The sequence below is a fragment of the Enterobacter cloacae complex sp. 394I7 genome (assembly GCF_057320345.1).
On record NZ_JBXWCR010000004.1, the window covers coordinates 278,563 to 297,166 of the forward strand.

The 18,604-nt window shown below is 55.9% G+C and carries 12 protein-coding genes; 7 read left to right on the top strand and 5 right to left on the bottom strand.

Annotation, left to right across the window (positions count from 1 at the left end):
* The first annotated feature begins 74 nt into the window (after positions 1-74).
* Genes AC2FAP_RS17140 through AC2FAP_RS17150 form a run of 3 tightly spaced genes read left to right on the top strand, consistent with a single transcriptional unit; the run spans position 75 to position 3,140 of the window.
* The gene (locus AC2FAP_RS17140; protein WP_449541476.1) at positions 75-2,072 is read left to right on the top strand and encodes an FUSC family protein; all 1,998 of its coding nucleotides are present in this window, start codon (positions 75-77) and stop codon (positions 2,070-2,072) included.
* Positions 2,062-2,277: a DUF1656 domain-containing protein gene (locus AC2FAP_RS17145; protein ID WP_020885123.1), complete on the top strand. Its 216-nt coding sequence runs from the start codon at positions 2,062-2,064 to the stop codon at positions 2,275-2,277. Before AC2FAP_RS17140 ends, AC2FAP_RS17145 begins: the two co-directional genes overlap by 11 nt.
* Entirely contained in the window at positions 2,274-3,140 is an 867-nt protein-coding gene (locus tag AC2FAP_RS17150; RefSeq protein WP_047357044.1) for an efflux RND transporter periplasmic adaptor subunit, read from the top strand. Before AC2FAP_RS17145 ends, AC2FAP_RS17150 begins: the two co-directional genes overlap by 4 nt.
* 155 nt (positions 3,141-3,295) lie before the next feature.
* Here AC2FAP_RS17150 and AC2FAP_RS17155 read toward each other — a convergent pair whose 3' ends face one another.
* The 4 genes from AC2FAP_RS17155 to AC2FAP_RS17170 all read right to left on the bottom strand — a co-directional run bounded on the left by AC2FAP_RS17155 (position 3,296) and on the right by AC2FAP_RS17170 (position 6,259).
* Positions 3,296-3,988, bottom strand: a complete 693-nt coding sequence (locus AC2FAP_RS17155; RefSeq protein WP_020885121.1) for an outer membrane protein — start codon at positions 3,986-3,988, stop codon at positions 3,296-3,298.
* Positions 3,989-4,034: 46 nt separating this feature from the next.
* A complete protein-coding gene (locus tag AC2FAP_RS17160; RefSeq protein ID WP_020885120.1) occupies positions 4,035-4,508 on the bottom strand; it encodes a GlcG/HbpS family heme-binding protein in 474 nt (157 codons plus the stop codon).
* A 322-nt stretch (positions 4,509-4,830) separates the two neighbouring features.
* A complete protein-coding gene (locus AC2FAP_RS17165; protein ID WP_181216363.1) occupies positions 4,831-5,604 on the bottom strand; it encodes a response regulator in 774 nt (257 codons plus the stop codon).
* A 28-nt stretch (positions 5,605-5,632) separates the two neighbouring features.
* Positions 5,633-6,259: a response regulator gene (locus AC2FAP_RS17170; RefSeq protein ID WP_032681506.1), complete on the bottom strand. Its 627-nt coding sequence runs from the start codon at positions 6,257-6,259 to the stop codon at positions 5,633-5,635.
* Between the two features lie 296 nt (positions 6,260-6,555).
* Between AC2FAP_RS17170 and AC2FAP_RS17175 the strand changes: the two genes are divergently transcribed.
* Positions 6,556-7,284 carry a cysteine hydrolase family protein gene (locus tag AC2FAP_RS17175; RefSeq protein ID WP_040016846.1) on the top strand — a complete coding sequence of 243 codons (729 nt, stop codon included), beginning with the start codon at positions 6,556-6,558 and terminating at the stop codon, positions 7,282-7,284.
* Positions 7,285-7,346: 62 nt separating this feature from the next.
* Complete coding sequence (locus AC2FAP_RS17180) at positions 7,347-8,300, top strand: GlxA family transcriptional regulator (RefSeq protein ID WP_032681504.1); 954 nt, start codon at positions 7,347-7,349, stop codon at positions 8,298-8,300.
* Between the two features lie 23 nt (positions 8,301-8,323).
* On the opposite strand, the gene AC2FAP_RS17185 is transcribed toward AC2FAP_RS17180, so the two are convergent.
* Positions 8,324-8,947 carry a response regulator transcription factor gene (locus tag AC2FAP_RS17185; RefSeq protein ID WP_032681503.1) on the bottom strand — a complete coding sequence of 208 codons (624 nt, stop codon included), beginning with the start codon at positions 8,945-8,947 and terminating at the stop codon, positions 8,324-8,326.
* A gap of 309 nt (positions 8,948-9,256) precedes the next feature.
* Between AC2FAP_RS17185 and AC2FAP_RS17190 the strand changes: the two genes are divergently transcribed.
* Positions 9,257-14,512, top strand: a complete 5,256-nt coding sequence (locus tag AC2FAP_RS17190; protein ID WP_449541475.1) for an Ig-like domain-containing protein — start codon at positions 9,257-9,259, stop codon at positions 14,510-14,512.
* A gap of 116 nt (positions 14,513-14,628) precedes the next feature.
* Positions 14,629-18,604, top strand: a 3,976-nt coding sequence (locus tag AC2FAP_RS17195) for an Ig-like domain-containing protein (RefSeq protein ID WP_485452998.1), incomplete at its 3' end; no start/stop codon positions are given.

Here is an 18,604-nt window from a genome sequence, read left to right on the forward strand (position 1 = left end):
TTCTGGCAACATTTAGGTATTTTTTGACAGAATAGAGTATTTAAGCGGGTTCGCAAGCCAGTAATAATTCTGGCATGAACACATTAGACGCTTTTCATTTTCATTCGTGGCGCACCATACGTGAGCGGTTTTCTCCCGTGCTGCGTAACGATGCCAGCGCGCTGCTCTATTCCGCGAGAAGTTTTGCAGCGGCGATGCTCGCTTACTACATTGCGCTGTCGATAGGCCTCGAACGTCCATCATGGGCCATTATTACCGTCTATATCGTGTCGCAGACGTCGGTGGGGGCCTCGCTGAGCAGAAGTCTCTATCGTCTGGCCGGCACCGTTGTGGGGGCCTGTGCCACCGTTGCGATCGTACCTGTCTTCGTCAATATGCCGATCCTTTGCAGCGTGATGCTGTCGGGCTGGATCACGTTCTGCCTCTATTTATCTCTGCTGGAGCGCACCCCGCGGGCGTATGCCTTTGTGCTGGCCGGGTACACTGCGAGCCTGATTGGTTTTCCTGCGGTATCCGACCCCGGCGGGATTTTTAATATCGCTATTATCCGTGTGCAGGAGATTGTCATTGGGATCTTCTGCGCGGCGCTGATACATCGCTATGTGTTACCCGCGCGTATCTCCGGCCTGTTCAACAGTAAGTTATCGCAAACCCTGCACGCCGCGCGTGAGCGGGTGGCTGACACCCTCGCAGGCAAACCCGTCGCGGTTTCAGACCCGCTGCATCTGGCGCTGGCGCTGCAGTTTCTGCAGGGTATAAGCCACCATATTCCGTATGATTTTGCCCTGTCTGCTCCGGTGCGGCAGGGCAGAAAGGCTATCCATGACCGACTGGCGCGGCTGGTCATCGTCAACTGTGAATTACGCGATCGCTTACCGGCGACGGTGCCTGCCGGGTTGCAGGTATTGCTCGACGACGTTCAGGCCTGGCTGGGGGATGAAGATGCTGCACGCCATAGCACGGCAGATGCGTTAATAGCACGCAGTGAACAGCTCGCAGAGCGCTACGCTGCAGAGGCCCGGACGATGGACGACGCGCTACAGGCCAGTTTTGTCCGTTATCTGACGCAGGCCATTACGCTGTTGCAGCAGTGCGAACGTCTTTCTGATGCCATCCACCATGCGAAGCCCGCCCACGGACTGACGGCGGGCAGGGCAGTTAAAGGGTATGTTTTTCACCGCGATCCCCTTACTGCCGCCCGCACCGCGCTGGGCGCGTTCGCCATTATCCTGAGCGGCTGCCTGGTCTGGATCTTCTCCGCCTGGCCCGATGGCAGCACGGCGGTCTCTATCCTTGGGGTCTGCTGCACGCTGTTTGGCAGTTTCGACACCCCGGCACCGCACATCGTGAAATACATTATTGGCTCGTTCTGGGGCGTATTGATTAGCCTGCTGTACAGCTTTGCGCTGCTTCCGCAGGTGAGCGATTTCCCCGTGCTGGTGGCCGTGCTGGCGCCGGTATATCTGCTGGCCGGGTCGCTTCAGGCACGTCCTCCCACCACGTTTATGGCGATGGGGATCACCCTGACGCTGCCGGTGTTGTGCGAGCTGGGTGCCCACTACAGCGGAGACTTTGCCTCGGCGGCCAATACCGCCATTGCGCTGTTTGCCGCAACCGGCTTTGCTGTTATCAGCATGAGCCTGCTGCAAACCGTGCAGGCCGACGCGGCCATCGCACGTCTGCACACGCTGTGCCAGCGCGATATTCGTCGCTGCGTGAAGGTCAAGCTTCTGCTGGATGAGACGCACTGGACCAATCTGATGATTGACCGCGCTGCCCTGTTACTGCCGCGCCTGCAGCGCAGCGGACGTGCCTCAGAGCAGGTGCTTAACCCGCTGCTGCGCGCGCTGCGCATCGGCCTTTCGGTGATGCATTTACGCTGCTGTGGTATGCCCACGAGCAGAGAGATTAGCGCGCGCCTGTATCACCTGAACGACACCGACGCCTTGCGTGAACACATCGCCGACCACATCCGCCTCAGTTTGCCTGCCGCAGATGCACAAACGCGCCAGTTTGTCGGCCATCTGGTGGATTTGCATTGCGCATTACGGAGGGCAGACGATGGTCAATGATCTGAATATCGGGGGCGTTTTTATCCCGGGACTGCTTGTCACCGCGCTCGCGGCGCTGGCCTGCACGCTGGCACTCATCGCGCTTTTATCGCTCAGCAGGCTCTACCGTCGTTTGCCTTTTCGCCCGCTGCTGGACGTTTCAACTTATCTGGTCACCTTTTTCCTGCTGATGCAGGGCCTGACCGCGCTGGGGTTATTTAGATGAAATCATTACTTTCTCTGGTCGGTCGCTATGCGCTGACGTTATGTGCCGTCGCGGCAGCCACGCTTCTGGCTTTTATGATGTGGAAACATTATGCGCAAACGCCCTGGACCCGCGACGGCCGGGTACGGGCGGATGTGGTACAGATTGCGCCTGACGTATCCGGGCCGGTAATCCGCGTGGCCGTCCGGGATAACCAGTGGGTTAACCGGGGCGATGTGCTCTACGCTATCGACCCGCACTGGCTAACGCTGGCGGTGGCCAGCGCGCAGGCGGAGGTGGAATCCAGACGGCATGAGATGGTGATGCGACAGGATGCCGCCAGACGACGCGCTCAGATTAAAGCCGCGATATCCAGCGAGGATTTACAGCAAACGGGCAGCGCCGCGAACGTCGCGGTGGCGAATTATCACGGTGCGCTTGCTGCGCTGGAACTGGCCGAGCTTAATTTGTCCCATGCCACCGTACGGGCTCCCGTCTCGGGTTATATCACCCATCTGCGGCTTCGTCCGGGGGACTATGCTACCGCGGGGGAGACTAAGGTCGCCATCGTCGATGCGCACAGTTTCTGGGTGGTGGGGTATTTCGAGGAGACCAAACTTCGACATATTCGCGTTGGGGACACGGCGCATATCGTGTTGATGGGCTACGAACCGGTGATTGCCGGGCATGTTGAGAGCATCGGCCATGGGATCGGTGATAACAACGATGAGACGGGCGGGCTTGGGCTTCCCGACGTCGAGCCGACGTTTAGCTGGGTGCGGCTGGCGCAGCGCGTCCCGGTGCGCATACATATTGATGCATTGCCGAAGGGGATTGAGCTGGTAGCCGGGTTGTCGGCGAGCGTGGAGGTGGTGCCGGAATGAGGGGCGTCAGCGTACCGAAGGGAAATCCGATCGTGAGCGCTCTTGAGCAAAAAAACCTTACCGCCCGGCAGAGAGGCGGTAAGGACAGGCAAAGTGGCATAAAAGAGAGGAAAAATACCTGAAATGAGGGTGATGAAACTGTCTGTCAACGTGCCTTACAGGACGTAGCGCACGCCGAATACAAATTCATTGTTCACCAGGCGTCCACGCAGGTTTTCATCCTGCTGATTACGGGCGTTGACAAAGGTGTTACGGCCGCTTTCGATATTGCCCATATCGACATAACGATAAGTGGCGTACAGGGTCAGATCATCGATGACTTCATAAGACGCACCAGCACCCACGGAGTAGGTAAAGTTGGTTTGTGTGTTGCCAGCGAACTCGCGGGTGTCATTACCCTGCCAGCCACCCACTTTCACTTTCGCCACACCGGCACCCGCCGTTGCGTACAGGGCGAATTTATCGGTGATCATAAAGTCACGATAAACGTTGAGCATTGCACGTTCAGAATCAACTTTCATGTGGTTGAAACTGGTTGCAAACGTGGAAGAGCCGCTGGTGAATTCTGTTTTTTCTTTAAACACATATTCCGCTTCGGTACGCCAGTTATTGCCGAACTGATAGCCGGCGGCCACGGAACCGTTCAGCTTGTGCTCTTTTTCGTCCCCGGCCACAAATGAACCGATCCCCGGGCGTTCGCTCAGGTTCATGCTCTTGGCCTTCTGATGGGTGTCAATCAGGTTCAGGGCACCGTAATAGCCTTCTTTAACGTTTTCGGCAGCCAGTACCGGGCCGGAAGCGCACAGTGAAATCACAGAGGCGAATAAAACACGTGGCGTTACTTTCATAATAAGTTCCTTTTTTATCTTTCCGATAAATGACAGATAGCTTTACTTATTTCAGCTTTTTAATAGCGTCGAGTGCACAGGCTTCATCAATATCACCGCTCGGCGCGCCGCCAATACCAATGGCACCGATGGTGGCGTTATTTTCTTTAACCGGTACGCCGCCAGCCAGTAATAAGAAACCAGGGATATCGCCGAGGTTTTTCGCCGCCGGGTACTTATTTGAATTTTCCAGAAGCTGGCTGGTCGCCGCTCCGCTGGACGCAGAGGTAAACGCTTTCTGATAGCTGGCTGTCAGGGTGTGTGGCCCGGCGTTATCCATACGCTGTACCGCACGGGTGAGGCCTGCAGCATCGACAACCGTCACGCTGACGTTATAGCCTTTAGCGCTGCACGATTTAACGGCTTCGCTGGCGAGTACAGATGCCTGTTCCAGAGACAGGGTGGACTGCGTCAATGATTTAGCGTGCGCAGTCATGGTTAATGCTGTGAGCACAGGCAGAATAAGAAATGTCTTTTTCACAAGGAATACCTTTTAATTAATGAGGCGTAAATAATAAAAATAAAACGCCCGTGAGGTTGATCAGCAAGAGCATCAGAATAAGAAAACGCAGTTCTGTTGTAGTGGTCTCAAATAAATTATTTAACATGGCAACCTTCTTTATTTCAAAAACGTTGCCATGGTGACAACGGGGTCACTATATAAATTCCAGGTCAGTGAGATACATGAGGGCAGGATGATAGGCGTGTAAGGGAAGGACTATAGGCGTGTAGTCCTTGTCGGTGAAAAACAGGCCAGGCGCAGGCGCCCGCTCGACAGCGTGTGAGGAAAAGTAAACCTGAGGTTAGCGTGGTGTGGTGAAGGCTGTAATCGCCTGATTCAGCGCCGCGATGTCCCTGAGCAGGGCCTGGAGGCGGGGCACAATGTCAGACTCGACGGGCAACGTTGTCCCTTCGCATGCCTTTTCAAGACTGCGACACTGCTGCGCTATCGCAGTTGCGCCAATGATATCGGCGGCACCGGCCAGGCGATGTACGTGATACGCCAGCGCTGGCCAGTCGCCCTGACGGGCCAGCGTAAGGCAGGGTTGCATGTCGCGTTGGTTTTCATCCCGCGTGGCATTCAGCAGGGTGAACAATAAGGTATTGTCCTCGCCGGTTAACGACCGAAGATTGTCCACATGGATAAACTGACCGAGGCCTTCCGGGTCAGCAAGTTTTGTGGTCGCCTCTTTTGGGGATACCCGCTGTAGACCCGCCTCCAGTTGCTTCAGATTGAGCGGTTTGAAAAGGCAGTCGTCCATACCTGCGGCAATACAGCGGCTACGCTCTTCGGGCTGAGCATTCGCGGTGAGACCAAGGATAATTAACGGTTTTTGCTGCCGTTCCCGTAACAGCCGGGTGAGGGTTAGCCCGTCCATCACCGGCATATTACAATCGGTGATGACCATATCAACCTGCTGTTCGCTCCAGCGCACAAGGGCTTGTTCGCCGTTTTCTGCCTCGACAACCTCATACCCCAGGCGGATCAATTGCTGCCTGAGCAGGAGCCGGCTTGCCGGGTGATCGTCTACAGTCAGTATGCGTAGCGGGCGTGCCGCCGAAGGGGATTCCGTCACATTTTTCCCTTTGAGACCCGGTGTTGGCTCATTCTATTTTGTTGCGCAGGGCAAAATCATAAATGTCTTTCGGGCTTTTAAGATCGAGCTTTTTCATCAGGCGGCTTTTATAGGTGCTGACCGTTTTATCACTGATCATCATTTCCCCGGCGATATCGACAATCCGGCTTCCTTTTGCCAGAAAATGCAGAACCTGCAGTTCCTTATCCGACAGACTGGCAATATTCCCTTTGTCATCCAGTGGAATATCCTCTGCGGCAATCTGGCGGGCGCGATTAATCGGGAAAAAACCATAGCCACTTTTGATTGCACGGATAGCGTCATGAAGTTCCGTCAGATTATTGCGCTTGCTAATAAACCCATCGGCGCCCGCACCGGCACAACGCTTAATATAATGATCGTCATCCTTACCCGTCAGAACCAGGATCCCGCCTTTAAAATCATTCGCACGGAGTCGCTGGACAACGTTAATCCCATTGATTGTAGGAATATCGATATCGACAATAACCAAATCCGGAAGTAACTGACGTGCCTGTTGTAATGCCTTAAGGCCATCATCAGTCTCGCCGATCACCGTCATCCCGTCTTTTTCCAGCAACATTCTCACCGCCAGACGGGCAACCGGGTGGTCATCCACGATTAATACGCTATTCATTTTATCATCCTGGTTCAAAGGGCTTTGCCTGATGAACACAGGCATGAATATTATGCATAACTATACCATATCTGCAACGATATTACCCGCCGGTCAATAAGCGGAAAATGGCTCTATTTCAATGACATGAAAATTAGTGTGGCGGGTTTTTCTGGCATATTTGCTCGGCAGGAACGACGGGATAATCCTTTTTATATTGGCCCAAAAGTACCGTTTTTCGTTCTTCAGGTGACTCCTGTCTTTTACGTTAATACGAAATAATGCCTCCCGAACACAACACAGAGGGAGTTCTTGTTATGAAAACGATTTTCCGTACCGCACTGTTGGTTAGCATGATGAGCGCATTTTCCAGCCAGGCCACCGCACAGGAGACAAATCAGGTGAATACAAAAACAATTCGCGCGATGTCAGGCGCTGTTGCTACGGCGTCTTTATCCGCAGCTGAAACCGCGTTAATCGTGGTGGATATTCAGAATGAATATTACGCGGGTCAGGACTTCCGTGGCCGGATGGTTATCCCGGATGGTGCGGATGTACTGTTGAAAAACAAAAAGCTGGTCGAGTATGCACACCAAAAAGGGATGCCGGTCTACTTTGTGCGCCACATAACAAAAAATAGCCCGCAGCAAAACGGTACTCCGCTGTTCGCTGAGAATTCCGTATTTGCCCAGTTCCATAAGGATCTGCAGCCGACTGCGCAGGACACCATTATTACCAAGGAGACCCCGAGCGCTTTCGTGGGCACCGATCTGGATGCCCGCTTAAAGAAACAGGGAATTAAAAAGGTCATCGTGGCGGGTCTGATGACGCATATGTGTATCTCATCGACTGCACGTGATGCTGTACCGCTGGGTTATAGCGTGATTATTCCGGAAGATGCGACAGCCACGCGCGATCTGGATGACGGGAAGGGGGGCGTGGTGGATCACGACACGCTGCAGCGTGCAGCGCTGGCAGGCGTCGCGGATGTCTTTGCTGAAATCATGACCACGGATCAGGTGATGGCGCTGGCGGTGGAAAAATAAGACCGAACTGAAATCCCTGTGGCCAGCCAGCCCTCTATACTGGCTGGCTTACGGAGGCGGTCATGACATTGAAAATTGGTATCGTAGTCTTTGAAGGCATTATTCCTTTTCACCTTTCGGTGCCTTATGCCGTGTTTGAGAAAGCACTGACGCCGCAGGGTGACGCCCTGTGTCAGCTCGTGGTTTGTGCCACTACACCCGGCGCGCTTAAAACTAATGCCGGTTTTTCCATCGTGGTCGACCGAGGTCTGGATGCGTTAGCCGGGATGGATATGGTGATTGTGCCGGGCTGGGATGTGCCCGAGCATGCACCGGAGCCTGAACTGTTAACGGCGTTACAAAACGCGCATGCAGCCGGGTCCCGCATTGTTGGGTTGTGTATGGGCACGTTCGTGGTGGCCGCCGCAGGCCTGCTGGAAAACCGTCCGGCAACGACACACTGGCGATGGGCGGCGGACTTTCAGCGTCTTTATCCTTCAGTGCAGATGGATAAAGATGTGCTTTACATTGATGATGGCGATGTTGTGACGTCAGCAGGAACGGCAGCCAGTATCGACTGCTGTTTGCACCTGGTCCGACAGGCGTGGGGCGCGGATGTCGCCAACCGCGTGGCGCGCTTGCTGGTGGTGCCGCCTCATCGTCAGGGCGGGCAGCGGCAGTTTGTGGAGCTGCCGGTGCAGAATACGCGTCGTGGAGATAACTTCACCGACGCGCTGGCCTGGGCAACAGAGAATTTACAGCTGGCCATCACGCTGGACTGCGTGGCAGAGAAAGCCTGCATGAGCCGCCGGAGCTTTACCCGCCGCTTTCAGCAAACGACGGGGGAATGTTTTTCAAACTGGCTTTTGAACCAGCGCATTCTCGTTGCCCAGCGCTTTCTTGAAAAAACCGATCGGCCAGTGGAAGATATTGCCGAACGCGTCGGCTTCCCTTCCACGACCTCTTTACGGCGCCACTTTCAAAAGCAGCTTAATACCTCACCTTCCCGCTATCGTCGCGAGTTTCGTGGTCGTTAGTCATTTCCCGGCGTCATTTCTGTTCAATAGAGATAATTACGTTTTGCCAGATCCACCAGTTCAGTCAATTTGGATATTTTAAATTTCAGCATGATGCGCTTTTTATAAGCGCTGACGCGTTTATTATTTATATTCATTATGCCGGCAATGACCTGATTGCTGTAGCCCGCAGAAATGTAGCGCAAGATACAGATGTCAGTATGGGATAGCGATAACAACAACGAGGCGTCTCGCGGGTATTTTGTCCGGTGCAGCCTCAGTTCATTGCCATAACAGAACTGGCCGGATGCGACTTTATTGACAGTCCGGACGAGGTTGTCCAGCGTACTGCTTTTATTCAGATAGCCGGCAGCTCCCGCCTTCCTGCTAAGCTGAATGTGAAAATCACTGGATGATGAGGATAAAATCATTACCTGTGTATCAGGGATATTTTTTATTAACTGAGCCAGAGAAGAAAACACGTCTGGCTGTTGTTGCAGATGCTCCATTATTATCAAATCGGCGTTGAACAACGAATGTTTATCCAGCAATTCTTCCATTGTGCCAAACTGCGCAACAATCTGATGACCATGTTCTGATAATAAGCCCTGGAGTCCAGCGCGAAGCAGTGGGCTGGCGTCCATGACAATGACTTTTTTGCCTGACATTCCTGGTTGTCCTGAATCGGGAAAGGAAAAATTTATTCTCTATCCCGTCAATGCAAATTTGGCTAAGACTTGTCTTTAACTGAGACTTTATTTTCCCCCTCAGCGCTGCCCTGCCTGGCCTGCCAGATAACGGATCCTTCCTTTTATTACGTCTCCTTGCAACCTTAACCTGGTCGTTTGCGACAGGTCTTATTAAGACTCCGTCGCTCTGACAGGAAGATAGCGTCAGCCAGGGAAAGAATCCCGTATGGAAGTGCGTCTGGCGCGTTGCGCAGACACAGATCGATTATTTACACGAGAATTTAGCGAATGAATCTCAAGCCAGTAAATATTGCAGTCGTTGATAAAAATACGATTGTCAAAGCCGACGTTCTGCGCAGTGAAAAAATAGGCAGTGCCGTCAAAATTAAAGCCATCCCGAATGCAAAGTACATTCTTGCTGAGGGTGAAAACGGCGTTGCGCCAGAAAACATTACCCTGAAACGTGTCGGTAAGGACCTGTTCATCATGCTGGAAGGCACTGATGAAGATCAGCCGCAGCTGATTATCGAAGACTACTTTGATAATCCGGGTGAACTGGTCGGTAAAGGGGAAGATGGTCAGTGGCATGAATACATCGCCACCGACGGTGATGATGACCACGAAGCTGCTTTCCTGCTGGACGGTGAATCCTCTGCGCAAGCGCTGGGCGCTGGCGCGATTGCCAGCCTTGACGGTCTGGCGGTTGCGGGTACCGCATTTTCCCCTGCCTTGCTGGCACTGGGTGCATTAGCGGCGATTGGTGCGGCGATTGGCATCGGCTCCATTATTCGCCATAACCGTGGCGGCAATGACGGCGGTGATAACGGCGACGTTATTTCCCCTCCACTGACAGGTCCTGGCAAACCAACGATCGGCGAAGTTGAGGATGACGTTGGCCCGATCACTGGCCCTATCCACAACGGCGATGCCACTGACGACGCCCAGCCTGTTTTCCGTGGCGGTGGTGCGAACCCTGGCGATACCGTTGAGCTGATTGTCGACGATGAAGTCGTAGGCACCGCGATCGTGGGTGAAGACGGCAACTGGGAAGTGACGCCAGAAAAACCGCTGCCGGAAGGCGAACACGAAGCGGTGGTGGTCATCACCGATCCTGAGGGTAACGCCAGCGAACCGTCCGACCCTATTGATTTCGTGGTCGATCTCACCCCGCCGGAAAAACCGGTGATCGGTGAGGTGGAAGATGACGTCGGTCCGGTGGTTGGCCCAATCAATGACGGTGACATTACTGATGACGCCCTGCCTGTATTCCGCGGTGAAAACGGCACGCCGGGCGACACCGTTGAGCTGATCATCGACGATAAAGTCGTGGGTACCGCGGTAGTGGGGGCAGACGGTAAATGGGCAGTGACGCCGGAAAACCCACTGGCTGAAGGCCAGCACGAGGCGGTGGTGGTGATCACCGATCCGGCAGGCAACGCCAGCGAACCGTCCGATCCGATTGGCTTTATCGTCGACCTGACTGCACCAGCGAAACCGGTGATCGGTGACGTGGAAGATGACGTCGGCCCGATCACCGGCCCGATTAACAATGGCGATATTACCGATGATACCCAGCCGGTATTCAGCGGCGGCGGTGCCGTACCTGGCGAAACCGTTGAGCTGATTATCGACGATGAAGTCGTGGGCACTGCGATTGTGGGTGAAGACGGCAACTGGGAAGTGACGCCAGAAAAACCGCTGCCGGAAGGCGAACATGAAGCGGTGGTGGTCATTACCGATCCGGCAGGCAACGCCAGCGAACCGTCCGATCCTATTGATTTTGTCGTCGATCTCACCCCGCCGGAAAAACCGGTGATTGGTGAGGTGGAAGATGACGTCGGTCCGGTGGTTGGCCCAATCAATGACGGTGACACCACTGACGACACGCTGCCTGTATTCCGCGGTGAAAACGGCACGCCGGGCGACACCGTTGAGCTGATCATCGACGATAAAGTCGTGGGTACCGCGGTGGTGGGTGCAGACGGTAAATGGGCAGTGACGCCGGAAAACCCACTGGCTGAAGGCCAGCACAACGCGGTGGTGGTGATCACCGATCCGGCAGGCAACGCCAGCGAGCCGTCCGATCCGATCGGCTTTATCGTCGACCTGACTGCGCCGGAAAAACCGGTGATCGGTGACGTGGAAGATGACGTCGGCCCGATCACTGGCCCGATTAACGATGGCGATGTCACCGATGATACTCAGCCGGTATTCAGCGGCGGCGGTGCCGTGCCTGGCGAAACCGTTGAGCTGATTATCGACGATGAAGTGGTGGGCACTGCGATTGTGGGTGAAGACGGTAACTGGGAAGTGACGCCAGAAATCCCGCTGCCGGATGGCGAACATGAAGCGGTGGTGGTCATTACCGATCCGGCGGGCAACGCCAGCGAACCGTCGGACCCTATCGGCTTTATCGTTGACACCACGCCACCGGCACGACCGACCATCGATACCGTTTTCGATAACGTTGGCGACAGAACCGGCAACCTGGCGGCAGGTGAAACCACCGATGACAACACGCCAACCTTCAGCGGTACGGCTGAAGAAAATAGCCTCGTTTACATCATCGTCAACGAGAAAGTGGTGGATTCCGTGCGCGCCACCGAAACCGGCTCCTGGACCTGGGAACCGTCTCCGGGGTTGGCTAACGGTCCGTATAACGTCCGCGTTGTTGCGGAGGATAAAGCTGGCCTGCGCTCTGAGTCGTCTGAGGACTTTAACTTTAACGTGCAGGTGGGCGGTGTCCCTACAGCGCCGGCAATTACCGATGTGATTGACGATGTTGAGTCTCACACCGGCACCGTACAGCAAAACGGTACCACCAACGACGACCGCCCAACTCTCGTGGGGACCGGTCAGGACGGTACCACCGTTTACCTGTACGACGGTGCGAACCCTGACCCGATCGGCAGTGCAGTGGTAACGGGTGGACAGTGGAAAATTGAATTTAGTACGCCGCTGGCACAGGGCGAGCACCGCTTCCGTGCGGTAGCGGAAGATGCTACCGGCAACCGCAGCCCGAAAACGGGCGAGTGGGTCATCAACATTGATTCCGTCGCACCGGGCGAGGCGACAGACGTTGAACTGTGGGACGACTTCGGCACGCCGGGGATTATCGCCGACAACGGTACGACCGATGACAACACTCCGACCTACCGGGGTAAGGGTGAAGCGGGCGGTACGGCGATTATCGACCTGGGCGATGGCACCACCGTGCGTGTACCGGTTGATGCCAGCGGCAACTGGAGCTACACCCCGGCGCCTGCACTGGCGGACGGCGACTACACCTGGCAAGTCTCAATTGAAGACAAGGCCGGCAACGTCGGACCTGCATCCGACCCTATCCACTTCATCGTGGATACCAGCGGAAACGGGATTTCGATTAGCCACGTTGTGGATGATGAAGGTGGCATTCAGGGCAACCTGGCCAGCGGCAGCCACACTGATGACACGACGCCAACCGTTGTGGGCCGCGCTACGCCTGGTGCCATTGTAAAAGTCTACGTTGACGGAAACCTGGTTGACAGCGTGGTGGCCGATCCGACCACGGGTCAATGGCAGTACACCATCAGCCCGGCGCTGTCGGCCGACGGCACATATCAGATCACCGCCAGTGAAAACACCGGCACCGGTGACGGTCCACAAACCGCACCGTTTGAACTGACGCTCGATACCCGCATTCCGACCGGCACCCTGGACGGTATAGCGGATGATGTCGGCCTGGTTCAGGGCGATCTGGCGAACCCGTCTGTGACCGACGATACCACCCCGACCCTGCGCGGTACCGGTGTGGCGGGCGACCGGGTGTTTATTTACGACGGTACGACCCTGATCGACTCCGTCATCGTCGGGCCTGACGGCAGCTGGAACTACACGTTACCGCCGCAGAATAACGGGACAGAGCTGGATATGAACGTGGTGTTCGAGAGTCCGACGGGCGTAAGAAGCGCGCCGAGCGATTCCTGGAAAATCACCATTGATACCGAAGCGCCAACGGCCAGTGCGGTGGCTGATGGCCTGAGCAAAGACTCCGGCGTGAGCGATGCGGACTTCATCACCAATAACAGCGGCCCTGGCAGCGTGGTCACCGGCCATCTCTCGGCTGCGCTGGGCGCAGGCGAAAAGGTTTATGTCTCTGTTGACGGCGGCGCGACCTGGCAGGAAGCGCTGGTCGACGGCGATAAGTGGGCCTATGTGGACACGCAGGGCCACAGCGCAGACTGGACCATTTTGACCCGTGTTGTTGATGCGGCAGGTAACTACACCGAGTCGTCGCAGAACGTGGTGGTGGATCAGGTTGCACCGGACGCCCCGACCGACGTGGTGCGGAGCGGTAACGATGTCACCGTCACGCTGCCGGGCAGCAACGTGACGGCGGGTGATTCGGTTCTGGTGAAGGTCGGAGATGTCTCTGTCACGCACACGCTGACGGCAGCGGATATCGCGAACGGTAATGTGACGCTGAGCCTGCCACCGGGCGGTTATACCGATATTCCGGTCGGGGCAGCCATTGTGGACGCGGCGGGTAACAGCTCGGACTACCGTACCAGCGACTTCACCAGCACCAACAACTTTGAATCAGCTGATGAGTTTACGGCGATCAATGCGGGCCAGTGGGTGCACGGAATGCGTTTCTCACACACGACGGATACCAGTACGGCTGACTACGAATTCAACAGACAGACTATCGGGGGGGTGGGAAGCACAAACAGCTTGTACCTGTTTAGTTCGTCAACAGATAGCGGGATGGAAGCCAGCATGTTTGTCGACTTCCAGTATGGCGCCAAAACCGTCGATTTCGATTTCAACCCGAGATTTGCGGGTCCGTCTACGGTGGTGACGTTCTATGACATCAACGGCAATGTAATTGATTCTCAGCTTGTGAACGCGCCGATCAGCAACCGTAACGTCCAGGTGTCGTTAAACAATCCGGAGGAGACGCCGGTTTACCGGATGGAAATTCACCATCAGGAGCAGCCGGGCAGCACCGGATTTGGTTTCAGTATCGATAACCTGGTGGTGAGCGGCACGGCGAAAACCGTCACGCCGGGTGAATTCCTGGCGGATAACCAGGGCGATGTCTGGTATGGCGACGCGGCGGACAACCTCTATCAGGTGAGTGACGTGGCCAGCCTGACCGACGCGGTGATCCAGGGGGGAGAAGGGACGGACACGCTGAAGCTGTTGGGTGCGGATCAGCATCTCGATATGAGCGCGCTGACCAACAAAATCCAGTCAATGGAAGTGTTCGACATAACGGGAACAGGTAACAACACCCTGACGCTGAGCGCGGGCGATGTGCTGGAGAACGCCACACAGAACCTGTTCCACGATAACGACTTCAACCAGTTGATGGTGAAGGGCGATGCAGGCGATCGGGTCAATCTCAGCGACCTGTTGCCAAACGATATAGACCCGGGCAACTGGACAAACGGTGGCACGGTTAACGTTGGCGGAGTGGGGTATCAGTCCTTCCAGATGGAAAGCCTGAATACCGAAATCCTCGTTCAGATGGGAGTGACGGTCACGCTGCAAAACCACTAATTGATATCAGGAAACGGAGGCGACTTTAAGGCGCCTCCGGAAAGTAAAAACGTTTAGCCGTTTTTTTAATCCAGGGATTTTCCCGAACATAAACAGAATATAGTTGGATATTGAGTATGAAAAAGACCATCGCTTCTAACAACAATACTGAGCCAAACATCGCTGCTGTGGCGACACTGCCGCCGCTGCCGACCGACGTTTTACTGTGGAACGATTACCAGTTCCCGCGTGAAATTAACAATAACGATATCAGCGAAGATAACACCCCGACTATTAGCGGTAAGGGTGAGCCGGGCATGACGGCTGTGATCGACCTCGGTGACGGGCAGAGCATTCGTGTACCCGTCAATGCAGAAGGTAACTGGAGCTGGACGCCTGCGCCTGCGCTGGCGGACGGAACCTATACCTGGTCTGTGGCGCTGGAAGATGCTGCGGGTAACCGTGGTGAAGCCACCGCGCCAGTGACCTTTATCGTCGACACCGTGGGTAATGCGGTATCCATCAGCCACGCGGAAGATAATACCGGCACGTTGACCAACCCGCTGGCCAGCGGCAGCAGCACGGATGACCTTAAACCGGTTATCGTGGGGACGGCAACGCCTGGCTCTCTGGTGACGCTGTATGTTGACGGGGAAGCGGTGGGTACGATGACTGCCGACCCAACGACCGGTGCGTGGGCCATTGAGATCAACCCTGCGCTGGAGTCGGGTAAAACCTATGAAATTACGGCAGGGGAATTCAGCGGTCCTGGTGAAATTCCACCTCCGACACGTCCATTCCTGCTGACCATCGATACCGTTGTTCCGACCGGGACGTTCGATCGCGTATCGGATGACGTTGGTCGCTATCAGGGTGACCTGCCGAATCCGGCGGTGACGGATGACACCACGCCAACCCTGCACGGTACGGGCCGTCCAGGTGACATCGTTTTCGTACGTAATGGCAGCGACATTATTAGCTCCGTAACCGTGGGCGCTGATGGCCGCTGGGAATATACCCTGCCTGAACAAACGAACGGTGCCGCGCTGGATGTGAGTGTGGTATTCCGTGGCCCAACGGGTGTTGAAAGCGCGCCAACCGATCCCTGGAAGCTGGTGATTGACACCGAAGCGCCAGTGAAACCGATCATTGGTGACGTTGAAGACGATCAGGGTCCGGTTATCGGCCCAATTAATAACGGCGATGTGACCGATGATACCCAGCCGGTATTCAGCGGCGAAGGCGCTGTGCCGGGTGAAACCGTAGAACTGATCATCGACGATGAAGTGGTGGGTACCGCGATCGTGGGTGAAGACGGTAAATGGGAAGTCACACCAGAAAATCCACTGGCAGAAGGCGAGCATGAAGCCGTGGTGGTCATCACCGATCCCGCGGGTAACACCAGCGAACCGTCCGATCCGATCGGCTTTATCGTTGACACCACGCCACCGGTGAAACCGACTATCGACACCGTCTTTGACGACGCGGGTCAGCAAACAGGTTATCTGCAAAACGGCGATATCACTGACGACAGCACCCCGACCTTTGCGGGTTCTGCCGAAGAGAACAGCCTGGTGTACATCATCGTCAATGGCCGTGAAGTTGCTTCCGTTCGCGCCACCGATGAAGGTACCTGGACCTGGACGCCGCCGCTGGGGCTGGCGAACGGCCATTATGACGTGAAAGTGGTCGCCGAAGACAAAGCGGGTCTGCGTTCGGATCCTTCTGATGCGTTCTCCTTTGACCTGCTGGCGGGCGGTATTCCAACGGCTCCGGCAATCACCGATGTGATTGACGATGTCGAATCACACGTCGGCACGGTACAGAACGGTGGCATCACGAATGACGATCGTCCGGTCATTACCGGTACCGCGCAGGATGGCACCACCGTCTATCTGTATGACGGCGCGAACCCGAACCCAATCGGCAGCGCGGTGGTCACCGGTGGACGCTGGACCATTGAGTTTGATTCGGCGCTGGCGCAGGGCGAGCACCGCTTCCGCGCGGTCGCAGAAGATGTGACCGGCAACCGCAGCCCGGAAACCGGCGAGTGGGTCATTATTGTGGACTCCGTCGCACCAGGCGAAGCGGCTGACGTGGAACTGTGGGACGACTTCGGTACGCCAGGTCTGATTGGTAACAACGACACCACCGATGACAACACCCCAACCTACCGTGGTAAAGGTGAAGCGGGCGGTACCGCTATTATCGATCTCGGTAACGGCACTACCGTGCGCGTTCCTGTCGATGGCAGCGGTAACTGGAGCTACACCCCGGCACCTGCGCTGGCGGACGGCGACTACACCTGGAAAGTCTCGATTGAAGACAAAGCGGGTAACGTCGGCCCTGCGTCCGACCCGATCCACTTCATCGTGGACACCAGCGGTAACGGCGTATCCATCAGCCACGTCGTGGATGATGAAGGTGCCATTACCGGCAATCTGGGCAGCGGCAGCCACACCGATGACACGACCCCAACGGTTGTGGGTCGCGCGACGCCGGGCGCACTGGTGAAGGTGTACGTTGACGGCAATTATATCGATAGCGTGCGTGCGGATGCGGTAACCGGTAGCTGGCAGTTGACCATCACCCCTGCGCTGAGCGCGGACGGGACATATCAGATCACCGCCACGGAAGATCCGGGGACGGGTGACAGTGCGCCTACCGCACCGTTTGAGCTGACGCTGGACACCAGCATTCCGACAGGGACGCTGGATCGCATCGCCGACGATGTAGGCCTGGTGCAGGGCGACCTGGCGAACCCGGCGGTGACCGATGACACCACGCCAACGCTGCACGGTACTGGCCGTGCGGGCGACACCGTGTTCATTTACGACGGCACCACGCTTGTTAATTCTGTGACCGTAGGCAATGACGGCACCTGGAACTACACGCTGCCACCGCAGAACAACGGTACCGAGCTGTCTCTGAGCGCGGTCTTCCAGAGCCCGACCGGTGTGAAAAGCGCACCAACCGCGCCGTGGGATCTGACGATTGATACCGATGCGCCAACGGCGCCGAGCATTACCGGCATGTATGACGATGCGGGTACGCTGATCGTCGATGGCGGCCGTTCACGCGACACCACGCCAGAACTGCGCGGTACGGCTGAGAAAAACAGCCTGGTGACAATCTATGGTTCGGACAGCAAAACGCCAATCGCTTCGGTGTATGCCGATGCGGACGGTAACTGGACGTGGACATCGCCTGCGCTGGCAGATGCGAAACATGACTTCTACGTGACGTCACAGGATGCGGCGGGCAACGTCTCTGGCGAATCCAACCACTACGGTCTGGAAGTGGATACCCGCGCTGCAGCTCCGATCATTCTGGGGGCGTACGATGACGTGGAAGGCGGCATCTATAACGGCCTGGTGCCAGACGGTGGGCTGAGCAACGACGGTAATATGCAGCTGCGCGGAACCGCTGAGCCAAACAGCGTCGTGTATATCTACAACGCGTATAACAACGCGGTGCTGGATACGGTGAAAACTGATGCGAAAGGTAACTGGACCTGGGAGCATGCGGTTGCTGACACGGCTGCCGGTCGTCCGCATATGTTCTACACCATTGCGAAAGACGATCTGGGTAACGTGTCGGGTAAATCTGAGACCTATTCGATCAACGTGGATACCGTTAATGCGACACCAGTTATTACAGGTGCTTATGACAACGTAGAAGGTGGTATTTATAACGGTCTGGTGGGCAACGGTGGCGTAACGAACGACCGAACGCCTGAGTTACGCGGTACGGCGGAGGCAGGTAGCGTTGTGTATTTCGTCAACATGGCGAATGGTGCGACAGTGGCTTCCACAACGGCGGGAGCTGATGGTAAATGGTCTTATCAGGCGACAACTAACTATAACCAGACATATTCCTGGCAGGTTTTCTCAATCGATAATGCTGGGAACCGTTCAGCGAACTCATCAACCTTCTCACTCACGGTTGATACGGTGAATAACGCACCTGTTATCACCGGCTCTTACGATGATGTTCAGGGCGGCGTGTATAACGGTCTGGTGGGCAACGGTGGCGTAACCAACGACCGTGGCCTGGATTTACGCGGGACAGCGGAAGCGGGCAGCGTGGTGTATATCATCGACCCGGCAACCG